17 protein-coding genes and 10 pseudogenes are annotated in these 19852 nt (G+C 45.7%); 8 read left to right on the top strand and 19 right to left on the bottom strand.

Features of this window, described 5'->3' with window-relative positions; translation table 11 throughout:
• Positions 1–293: 293 nt before the first annotated feature.
• A complete protein-coding gene (locus N39L_RS17135) occupies positions 294–419 on the top strand; it encodes a hypothetical protein (RefSeq protein ID WP_286133185.1) in 126 nt (41 codons plus the stop codon).
• Between the two features lie 23 nt (positions 420–442).
• Positions 443–1711: pseudogene (locus N39L_RS17130) on the top strand (ISNCY-like element ISAtsp9 family transposase).
• Between the two features lie 615 nt (positions 1712–2326).
• Here N39L_RS17130 and N39L_RS17125 read toward each other — a convergent pair.
• A complete protein-coding gene (locus tag N39L_RS17125) occupies positions 2327–2473 on the bottom strand; it encodes a hypothetical protein (RefSeq protein WP_202070181.1) in 147 nt (48 codons plus the stop codon).
• Between the two features lie 941 nt (positions 2474–3414).
• On the opposite strand from N39L_RS17125, the pseudogene N39L_RS17120 reads away from it, so the two are divergent.
• The 3 genes and pseudogenes from N39L_RS17120 to N39L_RS17110 form a co-directional block, all read left to right on the top strand.
• Positions 3415–4590: pseudogene (locus tag N39L_RS17120) on the top strand (group II intron reverse transcriptase); the annotation flags it as partial.
• Between the two features lie 221 nt (positions 4591–4811).
• Entirely contained in the window at positions 4812–4952 is a 141-nt protein-coding gene (locus N39L_RS17115) for a hypothetical protein (protein ID WP_434221607.1), read from the top strand.
• A 635-nt stretch (positions 4953–5587) separates the two neighbouring features.
• A pseudogene (locus N39L_RS17110) lies at positions 5588–6087 on the top strand (nuclease/transposase family protein); the annotation flags it as partial.
• A 341-nt stretch (positions 6088–6428) separates the two neighbouring features.
• Here N39L_RS17110 and N39L_RS17105 read toward each other — a convergent pair.
• From N39L_RS17105 to N39L_RS17090, 4 genes and pseudogenes are all read right to left on the bottom strand, one after another.
• Positions 6429–6734, bottom strand: a pseudogene (locus N39L_RS17105) (transposase); the annotation flags it as partial.
• 16 nt (positions 6735–6750) lie between these two features.
• A protein-coding gene (locus tag N39L_RS17100) for an IS630 family transposase (RefSeq protein WP_286131414.1) occupies positions 6751–7627 on the bottom strand; the annotation gives its coding sequence in 2 pieces (ribosomal slippage) (positions 6751–6813 and positions 6815–7627; 876 coding nt in all).
• Between the two features lie 110 nt (positions 7628–7737).
• Positions 7738–7830 carry a transposase gene (locus N39L_RS17095; protein ID WP_081471191.1) on the bottom strand — a complete coding sequence of 31 codons (93 nt, stop codon included), beginning with the start codon at positions 7828–7830 and terminating at the stop codon, positions 7738–7740.
• Between the two features lie 5 nt (positions 7831–7835).
• A pseudogene (locus N39L_RS17090) lies at positions 7836–8313 on the bottom strand (IS630 family transposase); the annotation flags it as partial.
• A 71-nt stretch (positions 8314–8384) separates the two neighbouring features.
• Here N39L_RS17090 and N39L_RS17085 point away from each other — a divergent pair.
• A pseudogene (locus tag N39L_RS17085) lies at positions 8385–9329 on the top strand (IS630 family transposase).
• A gap of 25 nt (positions 9330–9354) precedes the next feature.
• Here N39L_RS17085 and N39L_RS17080 read toward each other — a convergent pair.
• A pseudogene (locus N39L_RS17080) lies at positions 9355–9765 on the bottom strand (IS630 transposase-related protein); the annotation flags it as partial.
• Between the two features lie 252 nt (positions 9766–10017).
• Here N39L_RS17080 and N39L_RS17075 point away from each other — a divergent pair.
• A pseudogene (locus N39L_RS17075) lies at positions 10018–10551 on the top strand (RNA-guided endonuclease InsQ/TnpB family protein); the annotation flags it as partial.
• 77 nt (positions 10552–10628) lie between these two features.
• Here the strand turns inward: N39L_RS17075 and N39L_RS17070 are convergent.
• The 12 genes and pseudogenes from N39L_RS17070 to N39L_RS17015 form a co-directional block, all read right to left on the bottom strand.
• The gene (locus N39L_RS17070; RefSeq protein ID WP_231852391.1) at positions 10629–10760 is read right to left on the bottom strand and encodes an HNH endonuclease signature motif containing protein; all 132 of its coding nucleotides are present in this window, start codon (positions 10758–10760) and stop codon (positions 10629–10631) included.
• A gap of 342 nt (positions 10761–11102) precedes the next feature.
• The gene (locus tag N39L_RS17065; protein WP_014275140.1) at positions 11103–11819 is read right to left on the bottom strand and encodes a reverse transcriptase domain-containing protein; all 717 of its coding nucleotides are present in this window, start codon (positions 11817–11819) and stop codon (positions 11103–11105) included.
• On the bottom strand, positions 11809–12039 hold the full coding sequence (locus tag N39L_RS17060) for a reverse transcriptase domain-containing protein (protein WP_014275007.1): 231 nt from the start codon (positions 12037–12039) through the stop codon (positions 11809–11811). The genes N39L_RS17065 and N39L_RS17060 overlap by 11 nt, the downstream gene beginning before the upstream one ends.
• Positions 11978–12220, bottom strand: a complete 243-nt coding sequence (locus tag N39L_RS17055) for a hypothetical protein (protein ID WP_014275826.1) — start codon at positions 12218–12220, stop codon at positions 11978–11980. The genes N39L_RS17060 and N39L_RS17055 overlap by 62 nt, the downstream gene beginning before the upstream one ends.
• Positions 12221–12241: 21 nt before the next feature.
• Entirely contained in the window at positions 12242–12436 is a 195-nt protein-coding gene (locus N39L_RS17050; RefSeq protein WP_014275143.1) for a reverse transcriptase N-terminal domain-containing protein, read from the bottom strand.
• A gap of 1007 nt (positions 12437–13443) precedes the next feature.
• Entirely contained in the window at positions 13444–13698 is a 255-nt protein-coding gene (locus tag N39L_RS17045; protein ID WP_035735762.1) for a hypothetical protein, read from the bottom strand.
• Between the two features lie 301 nt (positions 13699–13999).
• Entirely contained in the window at positions 14000–15172 is a 1173-nt protein-coding gene (locus tag N39L_RS17040) for a group II intron reverse transcriptase (protein WP_014275825.1), read from the bottom strand.
• Positions 15162–15392, bottom strand: a complete 231-nt coding sequence (locus N39L_RS17035) for a reverse transcriptase domain-containing protein (protein WP_035736221.1) — start codon at positions 15390–15392, stop codon at positions 15162–15164. Before N39L_RS17035 ends, N39L_RS17040 begins: the two co-directional genes overlap by 11 nt.
• Positions 15352–15574, bottom strand: a pseudogene (locus tag N39L_RS17030) (HNH endonuclease). Before N39L_RS17030 ends, N39L_RS17035 begins: the two are co-directional and overlap by 41 nt.
• Positions 15575–15595: 21 nt before the next feature.
• Positions 15596–15820, bottom strand: coding sequence for a reverse transcriptase N-terminal domain-containing protein (locus N39L_RS17025; RefSeq protein WP_014275146.1), 225 nt, complete (start codon positions 15818–15820; stop codon positions 15596–15598).
• A gap of 1296 nt (positions 15821–17116) precedes the next feature.
• Complete coding sequence (locus tag N39L_RS17020; RefSeq protein WP_014275823.1) at positions 17117–17689, bottom strand: (2Fe-2S) ferredoxin domain-containing protein; 573 nt, start codon at positions 17687–17689, stop codon at positions 17117–17119.
• Between the two features lie 47 nt (positions 17690–17736).
• A complete protein-coding gene (locus N39L_RS17015; RefSeq protein ID WP_006616110.1) occupies positions 17737–17982 on the bottom strand; it encodes an Asr1405/Asl0597 family protein in 246 nt (81 codons plus the stop codon).
• Between the two features lie 367 nt (positions 17983–18349).
• Between N39L_RS17015 and N39L_RS17010 the strand changes: the two genes are divergently transcribed.
• Positions 18350–18622, top strand: coding sequence for a hypothetical protein (locus N39L_RS17010; protein ID WP_231851933.1), 273 nt, complete (start codon positions 18350–18352; stop codon positions 18620–18622).
• A gap of 322 nt (positions 18623–18944) precedes the next feature.
• Here the strand turns inward: N39L_RS17010 and N39L_RS17005 are convergent.
• Positions 18945–19826 (bottom strand): annotated as a pseudogene (locus tag N39L_RS17005) (IS630 family transposase).
• Positions 19827–19852: the final 26 nt, after the last annotated feature.

The following is a 19852-nucleotide window of genomic DNA, read 5'->3' as shown; positions in this document are numbered from 1 at the left end:
AAAGACTACGTGCTGCATATAGCTCTGAACATCGAAGTAAAAAGCAGGTCTGTTGATTCTGCTCCTTTGACAAAACAGGGTATCCACACCAGGAGCCGTATGAAGGGAAACTTTTATGTATGGTTCTGAATGGGAGGGGATGGTGGTGACTCCATTCTCGACCCCTAACATATAGCGTGCGAGACGTTTAGGAGTGAAATAGGGCTGCAATGCCTGAAATAACCTCCTAGTGGGACTTCCACCCCTTGGTGGAATATAAGGGATTCGCACCCCTGACCATCCCATAACTAACTATGTGTCTCAACATCTGGCTTCGACAACCAGATAAGGCAGAGAGACTCAAGGTCAAGACCAGCAATTCTCATTTTGGCGAAAACCTGTTCAAGTCCCCAGCATCCCTGTATCGTAATGACATCTAAGAAACCCAGGAGCGCCAGAGCCGTTGAAAAAGCCAGGTGGCTTTGAGACTCTAGTCGGTTCTTTCCGCCAGTGCTTGTCATCGCTACCGGACAAGCGCCGGGGTAAAAATCGCCGCTATGGAATGGAGGATGCCGCTTTAAGTGCGTTTAGTGTGTTTTTTACTCAAACTCCGTCGTTTCTGGCTTATCAACGTCTGATGGAGGGGAGTAAAGGCAAGAGCAATGCCCAAAGTCTGTTTGGAGTTCATCGAATTCCCTGTGATAACCAGATTCGGGACTTATTAGATGCCGTGTCCCCAGAGCACCTGTTTCCAGTGTTTGAGGATATCCTACAAGTCTTGGAAGCCCAGGGGCAGTTAGAAGACTTCCGTTGCCTAGGGGACAGTCTATTAGTCGCGTTGGATGGCACCGAATACTTCAGTTCCGACCAAATTCACTGTCCCCACTGTTCAACGCGCACCCAGAAGTCAGGAAAAACCCATTACTTCCATAGTGTTGTCACTCCAGTCATCGTCTGTCCGGGACAGAATCATGTGATTCCCTTAGTCCCCGAATTTATCGTGCCCCAAGATGGTCATGATAAGCAAGACTGTGAGAATGCCGCCGCCAAACGCTGGCTATCGAGGCAAGAACAATGCTTGAGGGCTTTGAATGTCACGGTTTGAGGGGATGACCTCTATTGCCACCAACCGTTGTGTCAGCAGTTTTTAGAGCAGCAACTTAACTTCATCGTCGTCTGTCGCCCCGAGTCTCATACTACCCTCTATGAACACCTAGAGGGCATCGAACTCCCGACCCTCACGACCAAGAAGTCGACTGGTAAAGTCGAGAAAACCTATACCTACCGCTATCTCAACGGAGTCCCCCTCAAAGATAGCGATGAGGCGCTGTTGGTTAACTGGTGCGAACTTACTGTCACCACCGCTGATGGCCAGGTAACCTATCACAACTCCTTGGCCACGAATTATCCTCTCAGCGATGAGAATGTAGCCGAGGTGGTTCGGGCCGGGCGGACTCGTTGGAAAGTTGAGAATGAGAACAACAACACTCTCAAGACCAAGGGCTACCATCTCGAACACAATTTTGGCCATGGCAAGCAGCATCTTTCTTCCTTGCTCCGGACCATCAACATCCTCTCGCTGCTCTTCCACACCCTGCAGGAGTTGCTCGATAACAAGTACCAGTTGCTACGAGCGCACTTACCGAAGCGCCAAACCTTCTTTAATGATTTGCGCGCGCTTACCCAGACTGTACTTCGACAGTTGGGACCACCTTCTGACCTTTATGCTTGAGGGTCTCGAGTTAGACATCCCACCCGATAGCAGTTGAATTTCCAAAATGAGAATTGCTGGGTCAAGACTGAGCGAAAAAAAAGAGGGAAGTTGTGTTATGTTCGAAAGAGAAGTCACCTTCCCCAACTCCAATTCCAAACCGTGCTCGCGAGTTTCCCAGCACACTGCTCCTGATGTAGATACCCCTTTTGTCACTGGGAACAGGGTTACAACCCCCTGCTTTATGACCTCAACTTTCAAAGCTATATGCTTGCGTTAGTCTTTCAACTCGCTTTCGCCATTAAACTCTTACTTATCGCGGTCTCTATATCCACACCGTGATTAGTGGGCATATCCTAACCATTACAGTTAGGCATTGGCTTTCAGTCACATCCTTTCCCCTTAAAGGTATACGCTTACACTTTTCACTACTGTGCAGGTACATCCTGCCACTTGAGAGCCTAAAAGGGGTTTAAACGTTCCATCTATGCGGGCATTCCATCTTTAGATTTGTCCTATCCACCGGGGTACTTTTAAAGGTCTGTGTAGGTAGTTATAGCAGCCTCCTACTTTTTTTCCCTCGCCCTTTTGAGCGCAGCGTATCAACCTATTTCGCTACTGACGCATTACAATGGTTCAAGCCGGACATTCGGTTTCCCTAATCATGGATGGTTGGCAGTGGTCGAGTGAGAGGTAGGTTCCTTTATTACGCCTTCCGTTCCCCGCTTCAACCCGTTGAGTGTGAATCCTCAAATTGGGGGTGGCTACCGCCGTTACTCTCAACCTTACGTTATACTCAAGGGGTTCGTGCGAAACGTTTAGGAGTGAAATAGGGCTGCAATGCCCGAAATAACCTCTTAGTGGGACTTTCACCCCTTGGTGAAATATAGGGAGACGCACTCTCATTCTTATCCCTAGACCATCCCATAACTGTTTATATGTCCCGACGCTTGGAGAAATCTAAGCAAGGCAGGGAACTCAGGGTCAAGACAGAACGTTAGAACAGAGGAAGTTGTGAGCCTCCTATTATAGCGCGAAGTTGAGAGTAACGGCGGTAGCCACCCCCAGTTTGAGGAATCATAACCCGTCAGATTGAAGCGGGGAACGGAAGGCGTGAAGTAGAACCTACTACCATATGCGACCACTGCCAACCATCCATGACTAAGGAAATCTGAATGTTCCGACTTGAACCACCGTAATGAGTAAGTAGCGAAATAGGTTGACACGCTGCGCTCAAAAGAGTAAGGGGAAAAGTAGGAGTCTCAACTCACTACCTACACAGACCTTTAAAGTGTACCCCGGTGGATAGGACAAGTCTAAAGATGGAATGCCCGTATAAACGGAACGTTTAAACCCCTTTTAGGCTCTCAAGTGGCAGGATGTACCTGCACAGTAGTGAAAAGTGTAAGCGTATACCTTTAAGGGGGAAGGATGTGACTGAAAGCCAATGCCTAACTGTAATGGTTAGGATATGCCCACTAGTCACGGTGTGGATATAGAGACCGCGACAAGTAAGAGTTTTTATGACGAAAGCGAGTTTAAAGACTACGTGTTGTATTTAGCTCCCAAAGTTGAGGTTACAAAGCGGGGGGTTGTAGCCCTGTTCCTGCTGACAATAGGGTATCTACATCAGGAGCCGTGTGCTGGGGAACTCGCAAGCACGGTTTGGAATGGGAGGGGTAGGCTGTGAAGTTTATCTCGACCCCTAACAAAATGCTCTTACCGTGAACCATGATTACCTACTGTCCAAAATTCATTGCCCAAGCAGCCTGAAAAGAGACCTGAAACAATGGTTAAAAGCAGGTGTTTTGGATAATGGTGTATTTTAGGATACAGAAGCAGGGACACCTCAAGGAGGGGTAATAAGTCCACTCATTGCCAACATCGCACTGTTGGGAATGGTTAGGCTAATTGAAACAATGTATCATAAGAAGAAGAACGTGGTACAAGCCACAGTAGTAAGATACGCAGATGATTTCGTAGTAATATCACATTCACTCGACATCATTAAACAGTGCAAAACTGCTATTTCCGAATGGTTAAAACCTGTAGGACTGGAAATTAAACCCGAAAAGACTCGAATCTGTCATACACTCAAACCTATTGAGTACGATGGCAAAACAGAAGAACCAGGGTTTGATTTTCTAGGATTCAATATCAGGCAATATCCAGTAGGAAAACATAAATCTGGGAAAACAGGGGGAATGGCAAGCCGATTAATCGAACACAAAACTCTAAGCAAACCCAGCAATAAAGCAGTCAAAGCCCATACAGAAGTGATTAAGGGTGTAATAAAACAACATAAAACAGCACCCCAATCAGCTCTGATCAGCAAACTAAACCCAATCATAAAGGGATGGTCAAACTATTATTCAGCAGTAGTCTCAACAGAGACCTTCAATAAATTAGACCACAAAGTCTGGTTAATGTTAAGGGCATGGACAGTATCAAGATGTGGAAGGGCAAACCTACATGAAAAGCTAAGAAACTATTTCAGACATGAAACGGTTAAACTTAGCAATGGGAGAAAAAGACACGAATCTTGGTTGTTTCAGACTAAAGATGGATACCAACTATGGAAACATAATTGGATTCCAATTGTCAGACACACCCTAATACGCCCTGACGCAACACCATACGACGGAAACTGGACGTACTGGGCAACCAGGAAAGGACAAGCAATCGACACGCCAAACAAAGTAGCAAAACTACTCAAGAAGCAAAAAGGCAGGTGTACCTGGTGCGGGCAATTCTTTACCCCATCAGACCTATTAGAGGTAGACCACATACATCCAAGAAGTCAAGGCGGGAAGGATGAATATAAAAACCTCCAACTGTTGCACCGCCACACCCGCGATGATAAAACAGCTCTTGATGAAGAGAGGTTGCTGTACTCTTAACAAGGAGGTGCGAAACGTTCAGGCACGCGCATAGGGTTGCAATACCCGAAATAACTGCCCGGTGGGACTTCCACCCCTTGGTGGAATATAGGGAGTCGCTTCCCTGACCATCCCATAACTGTTTATATGTCCCGACGCTTAGAGAAATCTAAGCAAGGCAGGGGACTCAAGGTCAAGACAGAACGCTTGAACGGTGGGAGTTGTGACCCACCTAGTATAGCATGAAGTTGAGAGTAACGGCGATAGCCACCCCCAGTTTTGGGAATCATAACCCCAGGATTGAAGCGGGGAACGGAAGGCGTGAAGTAGAACCTACTACCATATGCGACCACTGCCAACCATCCATAACTAAGGAAATCTGAATGTTCCGACTTGAACCACCGTCATAAGAAGGTAGCGAAACAGGTTGACACGCTGCGCTCAAAAGAGCAAGGGGAAAAGTAGGGGTTTCTCTTTACTACCTACACAGACCTTTAAAATTACCCCGGTGGACAGGACAAGTCTAAAGATGGAATGCCCGTATAAACGGAACGTTTAAACCCCTTTTAGGCTCTCGGCAGGATGTACCTGCACAGTAGTGAAAAGTGTAAGCGTATACCTTTAAGGGGAAAGGATGTGGCTGAAAGCTAATGCCTAACTGTAATGGTTAGGATATGCCCACTAGCCACGTTGTGGATATAGAGACCGCGACAATTAAGAGTTTTATGACGAGTGCGAGTTTAAAGACTACGAGGTTGTATATAGCTCCTAAAGTTGAGGTTACAAAGCGGGGGGTCGTAGCCCTGTTCCTACTGACAAATAGGGTATCTACATCAGGAGCCGTGTGCTGGGAAACTCGCAAGCACGGTTTGGAATTGGAGTTGGGGAAGGTGACTTCTCTTTCGACCATAACGCAATCAGACTAGCAGCCGGATGAGGTGAAAGTCTCAAGTCCGGTTCTGAATGGGAGGGGTAGACCGTGAGGTCTATCTCGACCCCTAATAACTATCTGACGTAAATGATTGTACTGGAGTTTAAAGCTAAAGGCAAGTCAACTCAATACAGTGCCATTGATGAGGCCATCCGAACGGCTCAGTTCATCCGCAATAAAGCCGTCCGTTTCTGGATGGATAATTCGGGAATTGGGCAGAAGGATTTGTATCGCCTAGCGCAAAACACGCTCGAGATGAATTTCCTTTTGCTCGCGACTTAAACTCCAGCGCCTGTCAAGCGTCCATTGAAAGAGCCTATTCGGCAATTTCGCGGTTCTACGAGAACTGCCGGAAAGCCATTCCCTGGAAGAAAGGCTATCCAAAGTTCAAAAAGAACTGCCGTTCTGTTGAATACAAGACTTCTGGGTGGAAGTTATCAGAGACTCGCAAGCGAATAACCTTTACCGACAAAAAAGGGATATGTCAGCTTAAACTCAAAGGAACATGGGATTTACATTTCTACCAGGTTGAACAAATCAAACGGGTTAGGCTTATTCGTCGTGCAGACGGCTACTATGTTCAATTTATGAGTGCGAGATGTTCAGGTATGAAATAGGGCTGAGATGCCTTAAATAACTACCTGGAGGGGATCCCAGCCCCGAATCTGGATATAAGGAGCGTACTCCTGACCATCCCCATAACTGTTTATATGTCCCGACGTTTGGAGAAAATCCAAATAAGACAGGGAACCCAAGGTCATAAGCGAACTGAAAATCAGGGAGCAGAGGGTAACGCCGATAGCCACCCCCAGTTTCAGGAATCATAACCCGTCAGATTGAAGCGGGGAACGGAAGGCTCCGAGGTGTAACCTGACACCGCAAACGAGACCACTGCCAACCATCCATGATATCAAGTCCGGATAATCAATTATAGTAAAGTCTCGATTTGAGGCCACCAATGAAAACTCGTCAAGCCTCTAATTAATTCGCGCTGTTTCCACAAACTTCGGCAGCGAGCACACAAGAGTTCCTCTAGCTGCTCAAGATTCTCAAATGAGCGATTGGCAATGGGTTCATCTACCAGAGGCAACAGTCTTTCCGCTGGTTGCAGTTCCGGGGAATGGGACGGTAGAAACATTAAATGCAGTCCTTCGGGTACTTTCAGATTCTTACTGATATGCCATCCGGCTTGGTCAACCACTAACATAATGTGTTGATTTGGACCTAATTTATAGCATTAGTCAAGGTGGTTAGGACGCAGCCTTGAGAACGGAATCCATGGCATCATCGAGAGAATCAAACTGCTCACGTGCAATGGCGAATGCGGGCTTTCAACCACGACCAACATTTCTCTATCTTGTTGAGGTCTGGCGAATAAGGTGGTAGATAGAGCAAACGGCATTGAGCCGCCTCCACTAGCTCAGGAATCCGTCCCCCTTTATGAAACGTTGCATTGTCTAGCACTAGAGTCTGACCTGGCTTCAGTGTTGGAATTAAGATGAACTCCAACCACAGCTCAAACACTGTCCGATTACAACAACCCTCAAAGCGATCGGGGGCTAAGAGTTGTTGATGACACCATGGGGCCATATAGCTCACCCTGCCCTGCCTCTTCCCGGATTTGAGGACATCGAAGCGTTGTCCTTGCTCACAGTAACCATAAGGATAATCCGAGTCCTGACTATTCATGCCGGCTTCATCGAGGTAGACCACTTCTTGTGGCTCCATATGTTCAATCTGAGCAATAAACTCCTCTCGCTGTTGCTGATCACGTTCTTGGTAGCCGTAAGTTTTTTTTCTGGTGAAGCCAATTTTCTTCAAGGCTCTGGATATGGTGCGAGGAGAGATGTCGTCATCCCAAAGTTCAGCCATTTGAGCGGAGGTTTGATCGCCATGCTCTTGGGCAAAAGCCTTGAATTTTTGCCAGTCGGTAATTTTGTGGTTATTGCCAGGTCGGTGATTAGGTTTAGGGAGGAAGTCTCCGGTCTGTGCTTTTCTTTGCAGCCAGAGATTAATGGTGTTCCGGCTGACATGGAAAACTTGACTGGCTTCTGTTTTGGGCATACCGTCTAGTTCAATTGCATCAATAACTTTTTGTCTGAGGTCATAACTATAGGGGGCTGGCATTTTTGGTCTTCTTAGTCATCTCGTCCTCTCCATTATATAGCATTAGTCAAGGTGGTTAGGACGCAGCTTGGAGAACGGAATCCATGGCATCATGGAGAGAATCAAACTGCTCACGTGCAATGGCGAATGCGGGCTTTCAACCACGACCAACATTTCTCTATCTTGTTGAGGTCTGGCGAATAAGGTGGTATAGCATTAGTCAAGGTGGTTAGGACGTAGCTTGGAGAACGGAATCCATGGCATCATGGAGAGAATCAAACTGCTCACGTGCAGTGGCGAATACGGGCTTTCAGCCACGACCAACATTTCTCTATCTTGTTGAGGTCTGGCGAATAAGGCGGAAGATAGAGTAAACGGCATTGAGCCGCCTCCACCAGTTCAGCCTGCCGCCCCCCTTTATGAAACGTTGCATTGTCCAATACTAGAGTCTGACCTGGCTTCAATGTTGGAATTAAGATGAACTCCAACCACAACTCAAACACTGTCCGATTACAACAACCCTCAAAGGTAAAGGGGGCTAAGAGTTGTTGATGACACCATGCCGCCATCATGCTCACCCTGCCCTGCCTCTTCCCTGATTTGAGGGCATGGAAGCGTTGTCCTTCCTGGCAGTAACCATAAGGATAATCCGAGTCTTGACTATTCATGCCAGCTTCATCGAGGTAAACCAACCCTTCCGGCTCCATACAGCCTTTACACAAAACACAAAGTACAGTATAATGTATGGCTATTGTATAAGTTATCACAACCAACTACCATGAGCCGTTACTCTTTAGATTTTCGGAAAAAGATAGTAGAAGCCTATGAAAAAGGAGACACTTCTATCCGAAAAGTAGCGAAACGCTTTTTGGTGAGTCCAGACACGGTAAGGCGACTGGTCAAACAGTATCGATTAACGGGAGACTTATCTCCTCGTAAGTGTGGCACTAAAAAGAAAAGCATTTGATCTCAGCATGAGGAAGCCGTGATAGATATTGTAGAAGCCCACCCCGATCTGACCTTATGGCAATATAGTGAGAAGCTCAGAGAAAAGCTGGGCATAAATGTCAGTACGACCATGATAGATAGATTTTTAAAGCAGCACGATATAAGTCTCAAAAAAAAACATACAGGAGCGAAAAAGTAGTAACTGAAGAAGTACAGAAAGCGCGAGTAGATTATTGGGAAATAATTAGATATGTGGCTCCTGAAAAGCTTGTGTTTATTGATGAAAGTGGGTTATGGGTAGGGATGAGCAGACCGTTAGCCAGAGCTACGAAAGGGAAAAAAGTCTATGAACTGCGGAAATCCTATCGAGGTAAAAAAAATGACAATAATTGGTGCAATTAAGCTCTCCGGATTGGTGGGGACTCAAACATTAGAAGGGTCAATGAAAAAAGAGGATTTTCTCCAATTCATCAAGTTAGATTTATTGCCAAAATTAAAAAAAGGAGATGTAGTGGTAATGGATAACTTAAATTATCATCATCGAGAAGAAGTCCAAGAAATGATAGAGTCAGTAGGAGCCAGGGTAGAATATCTGCCGGTGTATTCCCCTGAGTTTAACCCTATAGAGATGATGTGGTCACAGCTCAAAAGTTTAGTGTGCAAGTTCAGGACGGAGACCATGGAATTATTAGTGAGATTGGTAGAAGTGGCGGTAAGCCTTGTGGATTTACAGTGTTTGAATAACTGGTTTACCAAGTGTTGTTACTGTGCTTAATGATTGAGATAAAGGCTGTATGTTAAATCTGAGCAATAAACTCCTCTCGCTGTTGCTGATCACGTTCTTGGTAGCCGTAAGTTTTTTTTCTGGTGAAGCCAATTTTCTTCAAGGCTCTGGATATGGTGCGAGGAGAGATGTCGTCATCCCAAAGTTCAGCCATTTGAGCGGAGGTTTTGTCGCCATGCTCTTGGGCAAAAGCCTTGAATTTGTGCCAGTCGGTAATTTGGTGGCTATGACCAGGTGGGCGATTAGGTTTAGGGAGGAAGTCGCCGGTGTGTTCTTTTCTTTGCAGCCAGAGATTGATAGTGTTCCTGCTGACATGGAAAACTTGACTGGCTTCGGTTTTGGGTATACCGTCTAGTTCAATTGCATTAATAACTTTTTGTCTAAGGTCGTAACTGTAGGGAGCTGGCCTTTTCGGTCTTCTGTAGATATCCTTGCCATTATACGTCCTAACTTTTCTGTCTTGTGCTATAAATTCTGCAATGGGTAGGAGTATAATGGCGAGAGCGAGTTTAAAGACTACGTGGTGCATATAGCTCTGAACAAAGAAGGACAAAGCAGTGGTTGGTATCGCTGTGCCACTGACAATGTGGGCATCCACACCAGGAGCCGTGTGAGGTAAAAATCTCAAGCACGGTTTTGACTGGGAGGGGATGGAGGCGACTCCATTCTCGACCCCTACCTCAAAGCGGACGTTAAAGTAGACAGTCAGCCCACGGGTAAAGCGATTGGTTTGGACGTAGGACTTAAGGAGTTTTATACCGATTCTAATGGTCATACCGAACCTAACCCCAGATTTTATCGGAAAGGTGAGAGCCGCTTGAAATTTAGACAAAAGCGTGTTTCTCGTAAAAAGAAAGGCTCATCTAACCAAAAGAAAGCAATTAACCGACTAGGGCGAGTACACCTCAAGATAAGTAGGCAACGTGTTGGCGAAGCCTGCGCGAAGCGCATAGAACACGCCAAGAGACTGGCGCGTTGCGTAATCCAATCTAACGATTTGGTCGCATATGAAAACTTGAGGGTTAAGAATCTGGTTAGAAACCACTGTCTCGCCAAGTCGATTAATGATGCTCTTTGGTATCAATTCAGGAAGTGGTTAGAGTATTTTGGGGTTAAGTTTGGGAAGGTGACGGTTGCCGTTAACCCGGCTTATACCTCACTCGAATGCTCTAACTGTGGTGCAGTGGTTAAAAAGACCCCATCCACTCGAACTATTAGGGGTCGAGAATGGAGTCGCCTCCATCCCCTCCCATTCAGAACCGTGCGTGAAAGTTTCCCTTCACACGGCTCCTAGTTTGACTGCTCCATTGTTAAGGATACAGCTTCGGCATCATCTAGTGCCGTTTTATCATCGCGGGTGTGGCGGTGTAGTAACTGAAGATTCTTATATTCATCCTTTCCACCGTGGTTTCGAGGTATAATGTGGTCTACTTCAATTATATCTGATGGTACGAAATACTGTCCACACCATGTACACCTACCTTTTTGCTTTTTGAGTAGTTTTGCTACCCTATTTGGCGTTTCAATTGCTTGACCTTTTCTGGTTGCCCAGTAAGTCCAATTTCCGTCGTATGGTGTTGCGTCAGGGCGTATTAGGGTGTGTCTAACAATCGGAGTCCAATTATGTTTCCATAGTTGGAATCCATCTTTGGTCTTGAATAACCAAGATTCATGTCTTTCTTTCCCATTGCTAAGTTTAACCGTTCCTTGTTGGAAATAGTTTCCTAGCTTTTCGTGGCTTGCCTTTCCGCATCTTGAACCTGTCTATGCCCGTAACATTTGCCAAACTATGTGGTCTAGTTTAACGAAGGTCTCTGATGAGACTACCGCTGAATAGTAATTTGACCATCCTCGAATAATCGGGTTTAGTTTGTTAATCAGGGCTGACTGGGGTGCTGTTTTATGTTGTTTTATTACACCCTTAATCACTTCCGTGTGGGCTTGAACTGCTTTCTTGCTGGGTTTGATGTGGGTCTTGTGACCGATTAATCGGCTTGCCATTCCCCCTGTTTTCCCAGATTTATATTTTCCTGCTGGATATTGCCTGATATTGAATCCTAGAAAATTAAACCCTGGCTCCTCTGTTTTGCCATCATATTCAATAGGTTTGAACGTATGGCAGATTCGAGTATTTTCAGGTTTTATTTCTAGTCCTACAGGTTTTAACCATACGGAGATAGCGGTTTTGCACTGTTCAATAATTTCTAGTGATGGTGATATCACTACAAAATCATCGGCGTATCTTATAACAGTAGCCTGCGCTCTGTTTGCTTTCTTGGGATACATTGTTTCTATGAACCTAACCATTCCCAACAGTGCGATGTTGGCGAGTATTGGACTTATTACCCCTCCCTGGGGTGTCCCTGATTCGGTATCCTCAAATACACCGTTGTCTAGCACACCAGCTTTGAGCCACTGTTTCAGGTCTCTCTTTAGGCTGCTTGGACAATGAATTTTGGACAGTAGGTAATCATGGTTCACGGTAAGAGCATTTCGCTATATCAGCGTCGAGAACATAGTATTGTCCTTGATTTATGGCAGTATAGATTCTACCAATTGCGTCTTGGGCTGACCGTCCGGGACGGAACCCGTAGCTTGTGCCTTCAAATCTCGATTCCCATTCAGGTTCGAGAGCCGACTTAACCAAGGCTTGCCTTGCTCTGTCTTGGATTGTGGGTATTCCTATTCCAGCTTTTTTCATCCCTTCCAGGTTTTGGAATCCAAACCCGTCGCAGTGGTTTTGCTTTGAGGTTTCCCTTAATGTTCTTGACCAGTTCAAACCTTTGTCTTGGAGAGACTACTCTTACTCCATCAACCCCAGCTGTCTTCTTGCCTTGACCCGCTTGGGGGGCGGGTTTATTAAGCTGACTGTTGGGAAGCATGGCTGACCGTGGAACCCGCCCCTACAGTCTCACTGCTAAGAGTCGGGCATAATATGACTTCACCAGTAAACGTTGCAACCTTCTTGCCTTCGCGTCCTGTCCCGATTTAGCTGCTTGAAATATCCTCTTTTGGAGCTTGAAAACTTTTCTATGAACTTTCGCCCATGGAATATGTTTCCATCCAAACGCACCTCTTGATTGGTCTTGATTTCTCAAAGCCTTTCTTTAAACTCGCTTTCGTCATAGTAACTCCTACTAGACTCTATTCTTTACAATCAAACCGTGACCTGTCTGCATATCCCTACCGTTACAGTTGGGCATTGGCTTCTGGTCACATCTTACCCCCTCAGAGGCATCCGTTTACATTTGTCACTACTAACTATCTCGACCAGATTGTTAGAGCCTGAGAGGGGTTATAACGTTCCGTTTATATGGGCATTCCATCTTTAGACTTGTCCTCTCCACCGGGGTACTTTTAAAGGTCTGTGTAGGTATCTAATAAAAAACCCTACTTTTCCCCTTACTCTTTTGATCGCAGCGTTTCAACCTATTTCGCTACTTTGTATTTACGATGGTTCAAGTCGGAACATTCAGATTTCCTTAGTCGTGGATGGTTGGCAGTGCTCGCGTCTGGTAGTTGGTTCTACTTCACGCCTTCCGTTCCCCGCTTCAATCCTGGGGTTATGATTCCCAAAACTGGGGGTGGCTGTTATGGTCGAAAGGGAAGTCACCTTCCCCGACTCCACTTCAAAACCGTACTTGAGACTTTCATCTCATACGGCTCCTGATGTGAATACCCCTTTGTCAGTGGGAACAGGGCTACAACCCCCTGCTTTATGACCTCAACTTTCGGAGCTATATACACACGTAGTCATTAACTCGTTTTCGTCATAACACTCTTAGTTGTTGTGGTCTCTATATCCACACCGTGACTAGTGGGCATATCCTAACCATTACAGTTAGGCATTAGCTTTCAGTCACATCCTTTTCCCTTAAAGGCATACGCTTACACTTTTCGCTACTCCACAAGTACATCCTGCCACTTGAGAGCCAATGAGGGGTTTAAACGTTCCATCTATGCGGGCATTCCATCTTTAGATTCGTCCTATCCACCGGGGTACTTTAAAGGTCTGTGAAGGTGGTGGTAATATACCCCTTCTTTTCCCCGTGCTCTTTTGAGCGCAGCGTATCAACCTATTTCGCTACTAGAGTATTACGATGGTTCAAGCCGGACATTCGGTTTCCCTAATCATGGATGGTTGGCAGTGGTCGCCTCTGGTAGTAGGTTCTACTTCACGCCTTCCGTTCCCCGCTTCAATCCTGGGGTTATGATTCCCAAAACTGGGGGTGGCTATCGCCGTTACTCTCAACCTTACGTTATACTCAAGGGGTTCACAACTCCCCTCTTTTTTTCGCTCAGTCTTGACCTTGAGTCTCTCTGCCTTATCTGGTTGTCGAAGCCAGATGTTGAGACACATAGATAGTTATGGGATGGTCAGGGGTGCGAATCCCTTATATTCCACCAAGGGGTGGAAGTCCCACTAGGAGGTTATTTAAGGCATTGCAGCCCTATTTCACTCCTAAACGTCTCGCACATCGCCGTTACTCTCAACGCAATTGTTAAGGAATCATTAAGATTCTCAATTTTGCGTTTTGACCTTGAGTTCCCTGCCTTGATTAGGGGTCGAGATAGACCTCACGGTCTACCCCTCCCATTCAGCAGCAGAACCGTACATGAGACTTTCACCTCATACGGCTCCTAGTTTGACCGTCTCCTTGTTAAGAGTACAGCATCATCTCTTCATCAAGAGCTGTTTTATCATCGTGACAATGGCGATGTAATAATTGAAGATTCTTGTATTCATCCTTTCCGCCTTGGCTTCTAGGTACAATGTGGTCTACTTCAATTAAATCTAATGGGGTAAAGAATTGCCCGCACCAGGTACACTTGCCTTTTTGCTTTTTAAGTAGTTTTGCTACCTTATTTGGCGTATCGATTGCTTGTCCTCTCCTGGTTGCCCAGTAAGTCCAATTTCCATCGTATGGTGTTGCGTCGGGGCGTATTAAGGTGTGTCTGACAATTGGGGTCCAGTTATGTTTCCATAATTGGAGTCCTTCTTTGGTCTGGAATAACCAAGATTCCTGTCTTTCATTCCCATTGCTAAGTTTAACCGTTCCATGTCTGAAATAGTTCCTCAGCTTTTCGTAGTTCATCCCTTTGCATCTTGATGCTGTCCATGCCCGTAACATTAACCAGATTATGAGGTCTAGCTTATTGAAGGTCTCTGCTGAGACTACCGCTGAGTAGTAATTTGACCATCCCCGAATAATCGGGTTTAGATGTTTTATCAGGGCTGACTGAGGTGCTGTTCTATGTTGTTTGATTACACCTTTAATCACTTCTGTATGGGCTTTAACTGCTTTATGGCTGGGTTTTATGTGGGTTTTATGTCCGATTAATCGGCTTGCTGCCCCGCCTGTTTTCCCAGATTTATATTTTCCTACTGGATGTTGCCTGATATTGAATCCTAGAAAGTCGAACCCTGGTTTTTCTGTTTTACCATCATACTCAGTAGATTTGAGCGTGTGGCAGATTCGAGTTTTTTCAGATTTTATTTCTAAGCCTACAGGTTTTAGCCATTCAGAAATAGCAGTTTGGCACTGTTCAATGATTCCTAGGTCTTTGGAGATGACCACAAAATCATCGGCATATCTTATAAGGTTCACCTGGGTGGCTGTGCCTTTATTTGGATACATTCCTTTAACTAGCCTTTCCATTCCCAACAGTGCGATGTTGGCGAGTATTGGACTTATTACCCCTCCTTGAGGTGTTCCTGCTTCTGTATCCTCAAATACACCTTTATCTAGCACTCCCGCTTTGAGCCATTGTTTCAGGTCTCTTTTTAGGCTGCTTGGACAATGAATTTTGGACAGTAGGTAATCATGGTTCACGGTAAGAGCATTTTGCTATATCGGCATCGAGAACATAATATTGTCCTTGATTTATGGCAGTGTAAATTCTGCTAACTGCGTCATGGGCTGACCGTCCTGGACGGAACCCGTAGCTTGTGCCTTCAAATCTCGATTCCCATTCAGGTTCGAGAGCCGACTTAACCAAGGCTTGCCTTGCTCTATCTTGAATTGTGGGTATTCCTATTCCAGCTTTTTTCATCCCTACCAGGTTTTGGAATCCAAACCCGTCGCAGTGGTTTTGCTTTGAGGTTTCCCTTAATGTTCTTGACCAGTTCAAACCTTTGTCTTGGAGAGATTACTCTTACTCCATCAACACCGGCTGTCTTCTTGCCTTGACCCGCTTGGGGGGGCGGGTTTATTAAGCTGACTGTTGGGAAGCATGGCTGACCGTGGAACCCACCCCTACAGCCGCACTGCTAAGAGCCGGGCATAATATGATTTCACCAATAGACGTTGCCACCTTCTAACCTTTGCATCCTGTCCCGATTTAGCTGCTTGAAATATACTCTTTTGGAGCTTGAAGACTTTCCGCTGAACCTTAGTCCATGGGATTGCCTTCCATGCGTTGTTCGTAGTCTTGATTGGTTTGGGCTTGCCAAATCCTTTCTTTAAACTCACTATCGCCATATGTACACCTACTAGACTCTATTCCTTACAATCAAACCGTGACCTGTTAGCATATCCCTACCATTACAGCAGGGCGTTGGCTTTTGGTCACATCTCACCCCCTAATAGGCTTACGCTTACACTTTCACTACTGACTCTCTCGACCAGATTGTCAGAGCCTAGAAGGGGTTAAAAACGTTCCGTTTGTATGGGCATTCCATCTTTAGATTTGTCCTCTCCACCGGGGTACTTTAAAGGTCTGTGTAGGTGGTGTCAAAAAACCCCTACTTTTCCCCATGCTCTTTTGAGCGCAGCGTATCAACCTCTTTTCGCTACTTAGAATTGACGATGGTTCAAGCCGGACATTCGGTTTCCCTAATCATGGATGGTTGGCAGTGGTCAAGTTTGGCAGTTGGTTCTGCTTCATGCCTTCCGTTCCCCGCTTCAGTCCCAGAGTTGTGATTCCTGAAATTGGGGGTGGCTATCGCCGTTACCCTGACTTCCTAGCTTTACTTATCCATTTCTGGGCTTACTATAAGGAATTTGTATGAGTTAGTTCGTTTTGACCTTGGGTTCCCTGCCTTATTTGGTATATTTATATACCGAATGTTGGGACATATAAACAGTTATGAGGATGGTCAGGAGTGCGCTCCTTATATTCAACCAAGGGGTTGAAGTACCCACCAGGCGGTTATTTCAGGTATTTCAACCCTATTTCATGCCTGAACGTCTCGCACTTTGTATATTTATATACCAAACGTTGGGACATATAAACAGTTATGGGATGGTCAGGGTACGAATCCCTTATATTTCACCAAGGGGTAAAAGTCCCACTAGGAGGTTATTTCATGCATTGCAGCCTTATTTGACTCCTAAACATCTCGCACCATACCTGTCAATGTGGGTTCAGCTTGGATCGGGATTGGAACGCTGCGATTAACATCCTGAAGTCAGCCTTGTGTACGCTAGGGTATAGCGGAACATGGGTCTATTACCCGAACGCTTCAGGAGATTCGACCTCTACTCTGGCTGGAGCAATCCTGTCAAAGCAAGTTGGGTCTATGAATGAAGAATCCCCTCGTCTTTACGCAGGGGAGTGTCAAACCCGCCCTAGCCAATTTGGCTTACAATTTGGGTATTAATGGGTACTTTTGACTCTCCCCCCTCTCAAGAGAGGGGGATTCACAATCGACCCAAAAACGGTAATTAGGGGCGGGTTCACGAACAATCCGCTCGAAATAGAGGATGATTGCTAGAGGCGGCGGCTACAGCAGGGGAAGTCGAAACGCCCCTACCCAGTCTAAAGATTAGGTGACCCTATGTAGTTGTTGATGCCAAATGCTTCTCAATCACCTCAGAAATATCTGAGGGTTTGACTCGGGTATAATGAGCCTTATCTGGCATGAAAACTAAGTTGGGTCCTAATTTACATTTTTTCAGACAACCTGTTTTTTCAATTTTAACTTGATCATGCAATCCGCGATCGCATAAGGCTTGCTCCAGCACTTGACAAACGGCTTGTCCTCCTCGCTTCCGACAATCTGATTTCTGACAAATTAGAATTTTAGCGGGTTTAGGCTGACTTTTAGTTGGGGAACTGGGAGACTTTACCGGGCGCACTGATGGTTCAGAGGCTAGTATAATCCTGGTGGCTTTTAGTTTGACCTTGAAATTTTTTAAATTGAGGATTTTTTCGCCAAATACTCTCACCTCTACCCCCTCATATAACAGGTGTTTTGCATCGTAATTTAATCGCTTAGATAGCTTAATTCTATACAATCCTGATGTGGTGATTAGTTGCAATATTTGCGGGTTTTTGCCTTTTAATAAAATCTGCACAACCCTACCGGAAAGGCTGAAATCCGAAACTTGCTTATTGAATTTAGACATAATTTTAGAAGTGTGTTTGGTGTGCTTTGGTTAATGGGATTTATTGCCTAACTACGATGCCAGGCTCTTTCCAGAGATAGGGCTAGTTCCCGTGGCGATGCACTTAACCTTCTCACGACACTAGCAAGCTGAACAGCTTCGGTGGTGTTGGTAATCTTTACCCGCAGGGGGTGATCTACCTGACACCAACAGGTAATTCCCAATTCTTGGAGGCGCTGATAGACCTGCCACCTTTTTGACCAGGCCACTTCTACTACTTCACCGGACTTGGGATCTAATTCTGATGAATTCATTACTACATCTAAATGAAATATATTGGCACTACATTGGGCTGATTACTGCTGCCCTAGCTTAAAATTGCCTGGGCTAGTCCCATATTTCATTGATAACATAAATGAAATATTTTCTCAATAGCTAGTTTATAAAAGTTTACGAAAACCTCAGCGCCAGGGGCAGATTGATGGCAAATAATACATCCAAATATATACTTACCGAAAAAAATCTGTAAATTTAGATACATTTTGGGGAAAATTATGCCAAAATTTTAGTAGGGGAATTTTTTGATCATAAAATCGGAGATTTAAAATCATGAGTTTAGAAGAACAAGCCCGGGAATTGTTGGCCCAGAATCGTCACCATAAGCAGCATCTTCACGAAACGATGCGTTCGCGAGCGGAGGAGGAAGGCGATCGCCCAATTATTGCGGACTCTCAAGGGCGGGAACTGTTAGCCGAAACCCGTCACCATGATGAACATATCCACGAAACGATGCTGTCGCGGGCGGCCCAGGAAGGCGATCGCGCACGTGGAGCTTGTAGCGAGCCTAATCACAGTATGGCGCACGAACAGGCGCGGGAACTGTTAGCCGAAACCCGTCACCATGATGAACATATCCACGAAACGATGCTGTCGCGGTCTAGTGAGGGATATTAGCAATAGTAGAGGTAGAGTTAGCATAGCCCCATGAGGGGAGACAAAACCACCTAGGAAGGTAGTTAGCAACCTACTTTCTTAGGTGGTGTGCGAGACGTTCAGGAGACCAAATAGGGCTGTGATGCCTGAAATAACCTCCTGGTGGGACTTAAACCCCTTGGTTGAATATAAGGGAAAGCACCCCTGACCATCCCATAACTGTTTATGTGTCCCAAAGTTTGGACTTGTGACCAAACTTTATCTAATGCGGGGAACTCAAGGTCATAAACAAACTGCTTGAGCGGAGAGTCATGACTCCATAATATAGCACTAGTCAATACGGTTAGGACGCAGCCTTGAGAACGGAATCCATGGCATCATCGAGAGAATCAAACTGCTCACGTGCAATGGCGAATGCGGGCTTTCAACCACGACCAACATTTCTCTATCTTGTTGAGGTCTGGCGAATAAGGCGGAAGATAGAGTAAACGGCATTGAGCTGCCTCCACCAGTTCAGCCTGCCGTCCCCCTTTATGAAACGTTGCATTGTCAAATACTAGAGTCTGACCTGGCTTCAATGTTGGAATTAAGATAAACTCCAACCACAACTCAAACACTGTCCGATTACAACAACCCTCACCTCAAAGGTAAAGGGAGCTAAGAGTTGTTGATAACACCATGCGGCCATATAGCTCACCCTGCCCTGCCTCTTCCCGGATTTGAGGGCATCGAAGCGTTGTCCTTCCTGGCAGTAACCATAAGGATAATCCGAGTCTTGACTATTCATGCCAGCTTCATCGAGGTAAACCAACTCTTCCGGCTCCATATGTTGAATCTGAGCAATAAACGCCTCTCGCTGTTGCTCATCACCTTCTTGGTAGCCGTAAGTTTTTTTTCTGGTGAAGCCAATTTTCTTCAAGGCTCTGGATATGGTGCGAGGAGAGATGTCGTCATCCCAAAGTTCAGCCATCTGAGCGGAGGTTTTGTGGCCATGCTCTTGGGCAAAAGCCTTGAATTTGTGCCAGTCGGTAATTTGGTGGTTATGACCAGGTGGGCGATTAGGTTTAGGGAGGAAGTCTCCGGTGTGTTCTTTTCTTTGCAGCCAGAGATTGATAGTGTTCCGGCTGAGATGGAAAAATTGACTGGCTTTGGTTTTGGGCATACCGTCTAGTTCAATTGCATCAATAACTTTTTGTCTGAGGTCGTAACTATAGGGGGCTGGCATTTTTGGTCTTCTTAGTCATCTCGTCC

The organism is Limnospira platensis NIES-39, assembly GCF_026000695.1.
Classification (GTDB): Bacteria; Cyanobacteriota; Cyanobacteriia; order Cyanobacteriales; family Microcoleaceae; genus Limnospira; species Limnospira platensis.
Note: the sequence above shows the minus strand (reverse complement) of the source record. Positions and strands in the feature narration are given on the sequence as shown.